The sequence below is a fragment of the Akkermansia sp. BCRC 18949 genome (genome assembly GCF_045011645.1).
Classification (GTDB): Bacteria; Verrucomicrobiota; Verrucomicrobiia; order Verrucomicrobiales; family Akkermansiaceae; genus Akkermansia; species Akkermansia massiliensis.
The window spans coordinates 3,052,449-3,062,246 of the sequence record NZ_CP123619.1; the positions used below are offsets into that span (position 1 = coordinate 3,052,449).

Sequence of the window (9,798 nt, forward strand, 5' to 3'; positions counted from 1 at the left end):
ATCAATCCAGCCTGATGCCGAACATGTCCGACAGGGACCCGGCATCCTTGTCCAGCGCGGCTTCTCCTCCGGGAACGACTTCCGGAGCCTTCGGAATCAGGGCGGAAGCATCCATTCCGCGCAGGGTGAACAGCAGTTCCGGCTGTTCGTCCAGCATCACGCCGAAGGCGTACAGGACCGCGGACGCATGCTTGCACAAATCTGCCCAGTCCGGGCAGGAACAGGAAAAACGCCACTCTTCCGGCGCGGGGAACAGGCCGCCCTCCGGATCGCACAGGATTTCCAGCAGCTCCGGGGAGAGGTTCCCCTTCAGCAAGTCAATCCAGGAACCGATATGCCCGGCGCACCGCGCACGCAGCCGGGCAAGCGCCTCTTCATCAGGCGGGGCGGCATGCACGCGGACCTCATACAAATGCTCCCCCATCACCAGCGCGTCAATGCGGCCGGGAGCCGCTTTCACGTCCAGAACGCAGCCATAGCGCAAATAAGTACGCCCGGGGGCCAGCCGCAGCCCGTACACCTCGCACGCGGCCAGGCTCTTCATCCATTCCTTTCCCCAGAACTTTTTCGCCAGATTGCGCCCGGAAGCCGTCACGGGATGCAGCTCCATCCCCTCCGCGGCCAGTTCCGCCGCCTTCTCCTCCGCGCGTTTCCGCAAATCCGCCCGTTTCAGGGGCATGCCATCATTTTCACACATATGATATTTTACCTTTTATTCCATAAAGAACGGCTTATAAATCATTCACTAATGTTCTTTAGGAACTGTTCTCAGCATGAAATCTCCAAATAAAGGTACCGTGAATGCCAATTCTCCATAAGAAGGACTATATATCATTCCCTTTTTCATTAAATGAGCCCGGGTTGGACCTATCTTGTTCACAGTAACTCCCAGAGCATGTGCAATTTCTCCGGCTCGCATCCTTTCAGATCTTAATTCTGCCATGGTTCTCAGGAATCTTTTTTCTCCCGGAGTAAGCCGATCAAATCTTACACGGAAAAAATTTTGATCCAATCTCTCTATAACCTTCTCCGTTGCCCGATTAATTACATCCAATGTAATATTTTCAGTTTGCGCCTGTTTCCAAGCCTGATATCCCCATTCTTGTAAAAAATATGGATAACCATGAGTAAGTTCATATATTTTATCAAGAGCATCATTTGCAAATACAGCTCCCTCCCTTCTGGCCGGTTCCTGCAATGCGCGAGCAACATCTTCCTGGGATAAAGCTCCAACATCAGGAAAACTGAATAAGCGTTCAGCATAGGATTTAGAATCTCCGGCCAAACCTGGCAAAATAGGAAGCCCGGCACCTAATAAGACAATAGGACTCTGTTTCTGTTGAATTCTATGCATTGCCATAATCAATGCACTTAATTCCTTCTCTTTAAAATATTGGATTTCATCAATAAGAATGGCAACAGCGGATTGTTTTTCCATGGCTGCCTCCGACAATGCCTGAAAAAGCTCAGGCAAATCATTTTCAAGGTCTCCGCTGTCCGCTACACCCGGTAACGGATCCAAGTCCAATCCCAAATCTCCATAGTTAATTCTGATAGTTCCAATAAAATTTCTAAGAGCAATCAGCCCCCTTTTAACTTTATCACCTGTTCCGGCCAATCTGTTCAATTCAAAAAACAACCTCCTCAAATATGGAGCAAGACTGGCACCTAAAGATTTATTTTCATGTGCTTCAATCGAGATCGTATGATATCCATGTTGTTGCGCCAATCGTTCCATTTCATTGAGTAGAACCGTTTTCCCTACTCCTCTCAAACCAGTTAGAAGCATGCTTTTTTCTGGTCTCCTATTCAAAGTACGCCCTAATAAAATCTCTGTTTGTCTAAGAATGCTGGACCTCCCTACCAACTCGGGAGGAGGAGAGCCAGCACCTGGTGAAAAGGGATTTTTTATTTCATCCATAATATAGCCCGTTATAGTAAGTATACTTCTAAGGCTTTTCAAGTAGAACTTACTAGACCTTCTTACCTCTTCTTACCTCTTCTTACCTCTTCTTACCTCTTCTTACCTAGTTCTACCTAGTTCTATCTAAAATTTAATAGAACTAGGTAGAATAAAAACTCCATTCCAAATCCGTCCACATTACCTATTTCAAGCTTTCAAAACAACATGGCTTCAGGCACAACATGTGGGTCATGTGGAAAGGCAGATTTTCTAAACCCACCGCTGATCTGGTTCAACGCTACGGCGAATCCGTCTCCTACGACTGGAGGCTCTTCCGCCAGGACATTGCCGGATCCATCGCCCATGCGCGGGCACAGCTCAAGGCAGGCCTGCTTTCGCAGGAGGAATTCAGCGCCATTGAATCCGGCCTGAAGGACATTCTGAAGGACATTGAGGCAGGCAGCTTCACGTGGAGCCGGGAGCTGGAAGACGTGCACATGAACATTGAAAGCGAGCTGACCCGCCGCATCGGCGCGCCGGGTGCCAAGCTGCATACCGCACGCTCCCGCAACGACCAGGTGGCTACGGACACACGGCTTTACTGCCGGGCGGAGATTGATGAAATCCTGGAAAAAGTGCGCCATTTGCAGCGTGCGCTGGTCATGAAGGCGAAGGAATACGCGGACGCCATGATGCCGGGGTACACCCACCTGCAGCGCGCCCAGCCCGTCACGATGGGCCACCATTTGCTGGCTTACGTGGAAATGCTGAACCGGGACGCAGACCGCCTCACGGACTGCCGCAGGCGCCTGAACGTTTCCCCGCTGGGTTCCGGAGCCATCGCCGGTTCCACCATCTGCCTGGACCGCCACGGAATTGCCGCGGAACTGGGCTTTGACGCCGTAACGGAGAATTCCATGGATGCGATTGCGGACCGGGATTACATCATGGAAACCCTCTTTGACCTGGCCGTGATCGGCGCGCACCTTTCCCGCATGAGCGAGGACGTCATCCTGTGGTGCACGGCGGAATTCGGCTTTGCCACCCTTTCTGACGCCCATACGACGGGCTCCTCCCTGATGCCCCAGAAAAAGAATCCGGACGTGGCGGAACTGACCCGCGGCAAGACGGGACGCCTGTACGGCAACCTTACCGCCGTGATGGTGGCCGTCAAGGGGCTGCCCCTGACCTACAACCGCGATCTCCAGGAAGACAAGGAACCCCTCTTCGATTCCATTGACACGATCAAGCTGGCCCTGGACGTCAACGCGGAGATGATGGCCGCCATGACGGTCAACACGGCCCGGGCCCTGGAAGCGGCTTCCGATCCCATGCTGCTGGCTACGGACCTGGCGGACTACCTGGTTCGCCGCGGCGTTCCCTTCCGGAAGGCTCACGAACTGGTCGGAAAAGCCGTCGCCATGAGCATTTCCACGGGTACGCCCCTCAACCAGTTGAGCGACGAACAGTTCGCCTCCATTTCAGACGCGTACGGAACGGACGCGCGCGACGTATTTGAATTGACAAAAGCCTTCGCCCAGCGTACCAACCCGGGGGCTCCCAATTCCGGGAACACCCGCCGCCGCATCGCCTACTGGGAAGACATTCTTTCCAAATAACACTGCCTGCGGGGAGCGGACGGAACGGGGAACCTGCCGTCCGTCTCCGCGGCGCGCCTCCGGGTGCAGGAAGGAGACGTTTTACACCCCTCCGGCGGCGGCATTCCACCGCAGCCGGCCAACATCCCGGCAGCCATGTTCAGACCTGCTCTCCTTTCCTCTCTCAAGACCTATACCAAGCAAACTTTTCTGGCGGACCTCTTCGCGGGGCTCACCGTCGGCGTGGTGGCCATCCCGCTGGCGATGGCCTTTGCGATTGCATGCGGGCTCTCTCCCACCCAGGGCCTCATCACCGCCATCGTGGCCGGCTTCCTCATTTCCCTGTTCAGCGGAAGCAAGTACCAGATAGGCGGCCCCACCGGCGCCTTCGTCATCATCATCATGGGCGTGCTGGAACAGTACCACGCGTCCGGACTGCTGGTCTGCACGCTGATGGCGGGCCTCTTTCTCATTATCCTGGGCTTCTGCCGCATGGGGGCGCTTATCCGCTTCATTCCATTCCCCGTCACCACGGGATTTACCTCCGGCATTGCCGTGGTGATTTTCTCCACGCAGATCAAGGACATCTTCGGCCTCACCATCACGGAAAAAATCCCCGGCGACTTCATTGAAAAATGGGCGTGCTACTTCAACTACTTCCACACCATCAACTGGGCGGCGCTGGCGCTGGCCGTCGGCACCGTCGCCATCACCCTGCTGAGCCGCCGCTTCTGGCCCAGGGTGCCGGCCATGCTGGTGGGCATGCTGGGCATGACCGCCGTTTCCGTAGCCTTCTCCCTGCCCGTAACCACCATCGGGCAGGCCTTCGGCAGCCTTCCGAACACGCTTCCCCTCCCTTCACTGCCCCACATTGAATGGCACAACCTGGGGGCGCTGACGGCCCCGGCCTTCACCATCGCCCTGCTGGCGGCGATTGAATCCCTGCTGAGCGCCTCCGTGGCGGACGGCATGACGGGAGGACGCCACAAACCCAATATGGAACTCATTGCCCAGGGAATCGGCAACATCGGGTCCGCCCTGTTCGGCGGCATTCCGGCCACCGGGGCCATCGCCCGCACCGCCACCAACATCAAGGGGGGGGCCAAAAGCCCGGTTTCCGGCATGATTCACGCGGTGACCCTTCTTGCCATCCTGATGGCCTTTGCCCAGTACGCCCAGCAGATTCCTCTGGCCGTGCTGGCGGGCATCCTGACGGTGGTGTGCTACAACATGAGTGAAATGCACACGTTCAGCCGCCTGCTGAAAGGGCCGCGGCAGGATGCGGCGGTGCTGGTGATCACCTTCCTGCTGACCGTCTTTGTGGACCTGGTCGTGGCCGTGGAGGTGGGTGTGGTGCTTGCCGCCCTGCTCTTCATGGGCCGCATGGCCCAGATCAGCGACGTTTCCGCCATTAAAAACGAGCTGCTGGATAACGACGAGGAAGACGACGAAGACCGTTCTACGGCCAAACTCAGCATTCCGGAAGGCGTGGAAGTTTTTGACGTGAAGGGCCCCTTCTTTTTCGGCGCCGTGGAACAGTTCAAGGACCAGGTGCTGGAAACGCTGGAGCACGATACCAAGGTAGTCATTCTGCGCATGCGCCTGGTTCCCGCGCTGGACGCCACCGGACTGAATGTTCTTTCCGACTTCTGCCACCAGTGCCGGGAGCACGGCTCCACCCTGCTGGTCTGCGGCGTGCAGCCGCAACCCCTGGATGTCATCCGCCACGCGCCCTTTTACCGGGAGCTGAAACGCTACAACATCTGCGAGAATATTGACGCCGCCCTGAACCGCGCCCGCAAGATCATCAACGGTCCCGCGCCCAAACACCTGTAACGGCGGCTACTCCCCCCGTGCGGCCAGGTAGGCCGCGCCCCATTCATTCATGGCTTCCAGTACGGGCAGCACGCTCCTGCCGAAGGCCGTCAGGGAATACTCCACCCTGGGCGGAATGACGGGGTATGCCTTGCGCTCTACCAATCCGTCCGCCTCCAGCTCCCGGAGCTGCTGGGTAAACATCTTGGTGGTAGCCTCCGGAATCATCCGGTGCAGCTCGTTAAATCGCACGGGGGCCTTCTGGTAAAGGTGCCAGAGAATCACGATCTTGTACTTTCCCCCAATCAGGGAGAGCGTGACGCCGCAGGGACAACGGTAAGAGGAGGAAGGCTTTTTCATCGTTACAGTATCTTTTTTGACACTATATTACAAAATAGTGCCTACTTGTCAAAAACTCCCTGTCTCCCTATGCTGGCGGGAATTCCAATCCACACAGCCATGAAACTGACCATCGACCAAGACAAGTGCATCCACTGCCATTTATGTGAAAAGGCCTGCTTCCTGATCTGCTTCTGCGGCTTCGATTCCCTGGAAGGAGCTGCGGAACAATACTGCATCGGCTGCGGCCATTGCGTAGCCGTCTGCCCGCGGCAGGCCATTACCCACTCCGGAGTAAAAAGCACGGAACCCATAGGCCCCGTTCCGGGCGAAGCGGAAGTGCTGAACCTGCTGATGAAAACCAGGAGCGTGCGGCACTTCAAACCGGACCCCGTCAGCCGGGAAACGTGGAACGTCCTGCGCCGAGCGGCGGAATACTCCCAGTCCGGCCTGAACGCCCAGAGCATCCGCCTGACGGCGGTGGAAGACCCGGATACCCTCTCCGGCATCAGAAAGGCCCTGCTCCGCATGTACGACAAGCTGGAAAGGCTGGCCGCCTTCCCCGTCACCCGCCTGGCCGCCCGGCTGGCCCTCTCCCCGCAGGATTACCACGCCGTCATCTCCGAAACCGCTACACAGCCCCTGCGCAGGCAGGCGGCGGAACGGGGGGAAGACCCCGTACTGTACAGCGCCCCGGCCCTGCTCCTGCTGACCGGCTCGGCGTCACAAACCGCGCGGGAAGACGCTACGGTCCTCTCCCATAATATCATGGTGGCCCTGACCGCGCTGGGGCTGGGGAGCTGCTACATGGGCGGCCTGGTCCTGGGATGCAGGGTTTTCAAGTACAAGCCGCTTCTCCGCGCCCTGGATTTGCCGAAAGGGCACGCGGTCCATCAGGCCCTTGTGCTGGGGATGCCCACCGTACAGCTCAAACGCATGCCGGAACGGAAGCGCCGTAAAATCAGGTTCCGGTAAGCTTCCCCGTCAACGGTCCGCTTCCTGCTCCTCATAGCGGGAAAGGAGGAAATCCAGGTCTTCCAGCAGGGTCTGGCAGGAACGGTCCCACCGCTTCCTGCCCTGGAGCGCCATCACGCATTCCTTTCTCCCGGTAAAACAGTATTTGGTAATGCCGTGCACCTGCAATTCTTCCACCTGCTTTTTCAGCTCACAGGCAAAAAACAGCCAGAACGGCACGCTGCGGGCAATCTCCGCCACGCTGACCGTCATGGGGGGCGTTTCCTCCTTCAGCTCCCTTGCCAGGTGCGCCAGGCCTACCTCCGTAAGCATGCGGCGCAGGCGTTCATACAGCTCGGACACCTGCATGACGGACAGGTCGCACTCATGCTCCAGATAATAGCGCACAGAGGCCAGCAGGTCATCCTTGAACGGCAGGGTGGTTCCGGCGCGCCGGGCGGCATGTTCCAGGGCATCCGCCAGCCACTGTTCCCCGTACTCGGTGATCAGGCAATCACCAAGCTTGAGCAGCGGTCTGTTGTTTCGGAAGCCGATCATGGAACAGGGAAAAGGGGGAAATTTAAAGGATGGGAAGCTTGCGCTGGAGGGGATCAATCAGCGTCTGGTGGCGCATCTGCGTGATCTCCTGGATGAACTCCTCCACATTGGAAAACTGGCGGTACACGGACACGTAGCGGATGTAGGCGACGGGATCGATGGCGTAAAGTTTTTCAATCACTTTTTTGCCGATCTCGCTGGAGGGAACTTCGCGCAAATGGTCGCGGTGCAATTCGGAAATAATTTCTTCCACGGCGCGGTCCAAGCGGTCCATGCTCACGGGCCTCTTTTCACAGGCCTTCACCAGGCCGCGCAAAATCTTCTCGCGGTTCAGGGCTTCCCGCAGGTTATCTCTTTTTACAACGCGCAGCTCCGTACGTTCAATCTGCTCATAGGTCGTGTAACGGTAATCGCACCTCAGGCACACGCGGCGGCGGCGGATGGTCGTCCCGTCCTTGGACATACGGGAGTCAATGACCTTATCCTCCAAATGACCGCACTGAACGCATCTCATGGCACGACCATACTACTACATAACGCATCCATAAAGGAAAAAGTACGCCAAATATAGTACAGAGGCCTTAATGGCCAGCATCTCCCAACCAAGACTTCCTGTGAATAAGCCGGGGACAAAAATACTCCCGTCCGCGTTTCCGCACGGGTTGACGGAAATGCCGGAATTGTGAATAAGAGGCAGGCAGGCTTCCATGTACTCCGGGTGTGAAGACACATTTTTTATGCTCTCCTCCCACCGGAATAAAAACCGGAAAAGCCCTGAACGGATTCCGGTTCGCGCCAGGGTCGTTCATGGCCGTCCATTACGGGTTCACCGTTCCGCCTTGATTGACGATACTGCCCGCAGCCAGCCTGGCGCCATTCAGATTCAACACAGCGCCGTCTTTGACGAGGACTCTGCCCAGATTCAGGGCCTGCCCCTCCATTCCTTCCAGGGACATTTCCACCTTTCCGGACAAGATCCAGGAACATTTCAAGGAAGCGGGCAGCACCCGTTCCAACACGACGCGGGCCATTCCCTCCGCTCCCCCTCCGCCTTCCGCACGAACCACCTGCACTTCCGCCTGTCCGGACAAGCGGACGGGGTGGGCTTTGTCCTGGACCGGCGAGGGCTTGAGTTCCACGGTGGAGCCTCCCGGAATATTCCAGGCCTGACGGCCCGCAAGCTGTACATTTGTCTCCAACTGCAAATTTTTCCCTTCCGCCAGCCGGATGCCTCCCGGCCCAAGCGCCAAACGGTCGCCGGAGCCCCCTCCTTTGCTCTGAATAATCACGGTATTAACGGCGGGGTCCTCCACACGGATGCCGAACAGCTTCACCACGCCCGATACAATGCTGGGTTTTACGGAAGAAGCCAAGTTCCACACGCCTACGTTTTTCCCCGGCATTTTCCGATTCATCCAGGCATCCGGAGAACCGAGAGGAGCCTCATAACGGCCGCTGCGGACGGAGCCGGCATCCTTCCCGGCCAGACGGGCGGCTTCATAGGCAAAGCGCGCGCCGATGCTGATCTGGGACTGGCCGTTGTAATGCACCCCCATCTGGTCGCCGGCAGTCAGCTTGGGAAGGTCCCTGGTAGGGGCATAGCCCAGGGACGGACGGGAGGCGGCCAGCTCCTTCATCACCTGGTGGGTCGTTTTTCCCTGAACTTCGGTATCGCGCCCTTCCAGGCCGCCGGTAACATTGCCCGTCTCCGGATCGCTTTCATTCTTTCCGGCCCAGTTGGCATTCTCGCCAATGACGGCTCTCTGTGCGGCCAGGGCGGACGTATCCCCGTACGGTTTCAAGTCCGCCGCCAGATTGCCCAGAAGCTCCAGAAAACGGGAAGCGCTCTCCGGCACGGAAGCGCCGATATTGCTTTCCCCCTGCAAATACAGCAGCCCGGCAAACTCCACTTTGGAGTGCTTGGACTTGTCTACCGCGGCACAGGCGTTTTTGACGGCCTGCACCAGCGCCTTGTAAGCCTGGCCGTTCTTTTGCCAGTGGGAATTGTCGCCGCCGTCCCTGGAAGCCTTCACGACCGCCACGTCCGCATCCCTGAACCATCCGTTCTTCTCCAGCGTAAAGGCAAACCCGTACTCCGGCCCCATGCACAAACTGCCGTTATACCGCGGCATGGCGGGCCGTACCTGCTCCCAGGACGTGGAAGCCCCGGGAAACACCCCTTCCCTCTGGCCGAAGTTCTCATGCCAGTAGAGCGTATTCTTCGGCTCATACTTCTTCAACAACTCCGGAGAAGCGGGACTGCCCTTCACGGCTCCCAGGGAATTGGATTGGCCCGTCAGCAAAAAAATCTTCAATTCTTTTGCGGAGCATACCGAAACAAGGCACAGGAACAGGAAGGACAGCAGATAGGTCATTTGAGTTACAATTGCAGGAACACAACTATAACTGCCGGAATTTTCCTTTTCAATCGTCAACTGCCGGATATGGGAGCCGGAAGGAGGAGGAAAAGGAAAAGACCAGTTCTTCTTCTATGCTCCCGATGGACAGCATAGCCGCTTTATTGATTTTTTACCGAAGAGCTTGGAGGAAGCAAAGACGCGACGGCTCGGACAGGCGGCATGCACCAAATGTTCCTCTTAGCCGGAGGAAGGAAGATCGTTCCATCAAGAA

Annotated in this window: 9 protein-coding genes; 3 read left to right on the forward strand and 6 right to left on the reverse strand. The window is 57.1% G+C overall.

Annotated features, from left to right (window positions below; genetic code table 11):
* Position 1: 1 nt before the first annotated feature.
* Positions 2–697, reverse strand: coding sequence for an SWIM zinc finger family protein (locus tag P8A25_RS12830; protein WP_215443481.1), 696 nt, complete (start codon positions 695–697; stop codon positions 2–4).
* 48 nt (positions 698–745) lie between these two features.
* The gene (locus P8A25_RS12835; RefSeq protein WP_022395989.1) at positions 746–1,921 is read right to left on the reverse strand and encodes an ATP-binding protein; all 1,176 of its coding nucleotides are present in this window, start codon (positions 1,919–1,921) and stop codon (positions 746–748) included.
* A 233-nt stretch (positions 1,922–2,154) separates the two neighbouring features.
* Here P8A25_RS12835 and argH point away from each other — a divergent pair, with 233 nt between their 5' ends.
* The gene (argH, locus tag P8A25_RS12840; protein WP_180975203.1) at positions 2,155–3,522 is read left to right on the forward strand and encodes an argininosuccinate lyase; all 1,368 of its coding nucleotides are present in this window, start codon (positions 2,155–2,157) and stop codon (positions 3,520–3,522) included.
* A 135-nt stretch (positions 3,523–3,657) separates the two neighbouring features.
* Positions 3,658–5,337: a SulP family inorganic anion transporter gene (locus P8A25_RS12845; RefSeq protein ID WP_215443483.1), complete on the forward strand. Its 1,680-nt coding sequence runs from the start codon at positions 3,658–3,660 to the stop codon at positions 5,335–5,337.
* A 6-nt stretch (positions 5,338–5,343) separates the two neighbouring features.
* Here the strand turns inward: P8A25_RS12845 and P8A25_RS12850 are convergent, their stop codons facing one another.
* Positions 5,344–5,676 (reverse strand): helix-turn-helix domain-containing protein, encoded by a 333-nt coding sequence (locus P8A25_RS12850; protein WP_215443484.1) that lies wholly within the window; start codon positions 5,674–5,676, stop codon positions 5,344–5,346.
* Positions 5,677–5,775: 99 nt separating this feature from the next.
* Here P8A25_RS12850 and P8A25_RS12855 point away from each other — a divergent pair, with 99 nt between their 5' ends.
* Positions 5,776–6,630 (forward strand): nitroreductase family protein, encoded by an 855-nt coding sequence (locus tag P8A25_RS12855; protein ID WP_404838723.1) that lies wholly within the window; start codon positions 5,776–5,778, stop codon positions 6,628–6,630.
* 9 nt (positions 6,631–6,639) lie between these two features.
* On the opposite strand, the gene P8A25_RS12860 is transcribed toward P8A25_RS12855, so the two are convergent.
* From P8A25_RS12860 to P8A25_RS12870, 3 genes are all read right to left on the reverse strand, one after another.
* A complete protein-coding gene (locus P8A25_RS12860; protein ID WP_022395913.1) occupies positions 6,640–7,167 on the reverse strand; it encodes a hypothetical protein in 528 nt (175 codons plus the stop codon).
* 22 nt (positions 7,168–7,189) lie between these two features.
* A complete protein-coding gene (gene nrdR / locus P8A25_RS12865; RefSeq protein ID WP_012419886.1) occupies positions 7,190–7,681 on the reverse strand; it encodes a transcriptional regulator NrdR in 492 nt (163 codons plus the stop codon).
* Positions 7,682–7,985: 304 nt separating this feature from the next.
* Positions 7,986–9,542: a sialate O-acetylesterase gene (locus tag P8A25_RS12870; RefSeq protein WP_215443488.1), complete on the reverse strand. Its 1,557-nt coding sequence runs from the start codon at positions 9,540–9,542 to the stop codon at positions 7,986–7,988.
* Between the last annotated feature and the right edge of the window lie 256 nt (positions 9,543–9,798).

Bases quoted from the DNA above. Each gene is read 5' to 3' on its own strand.
- P8A25_RS12830 (WP_215443481.1), bottom strand. From the start codon at position 697: ATGTGTGAAAATGATGGCATGCCCCTGAAACGGGCGGATTTGCGGAAA.
- P8A25_RS12835 (WP_022395989.1), bottom strand. From the start codon at position 1,921: ATGGATGAAATAAAAAATCCCTTTTCACCAGGTGCTGGCTCTCCTCCT.
- argH (WP_180975203.1), top strand. From the start codon at position 2,155: ATGTGGAAAGGCAGATTTTCTAAACCCACCGCTGATCTGGTTCAACGC.
- P8A25_RS12845 (WP_215443483.1), top strand. From the start codon at position 3,658: ATGTTCAGACCTGCTCTCCTTTCCTCTCTCAAGACCTATACCAAGCAA.
- P8A25_RS12850 (WP_215443484.1), bottom strand. From the start codon at position 5,676: ATGAAAAAGCCTTCCTCCTCTTACCGTTGTCCCTGCGGCGTCACGCTC.
- P8A25_RS12855 (WP_404838723.1), top strand. From the start codon at position 5,776: ATGAAACTGACCATCGACCAAGACAAGTGCATCCACTGCCATTTATGT.
- P8A25_RS12860 (WP_022395913.1), bottom strand. From the start codon at position 7,167: ATGATCGGCTTCCGAAACAACAGACCGCTGCTCAAGCTTGGTGATTGC.
- nrdR (WP_012419886.1), bottom strand. From the start codon at position 7,681: ATGAGATGCGTTCAGTGCGGTCATTTGGAGGATAAGGTCATTGACTCC.
- P8A25_RS12870 (WP_215443488.1), bottom strand. From the start codon at position 9,542: ATGACCTATCTGCTGTCCTTCCTGTTCCTGTGCCTTGTTTCGGTATGC.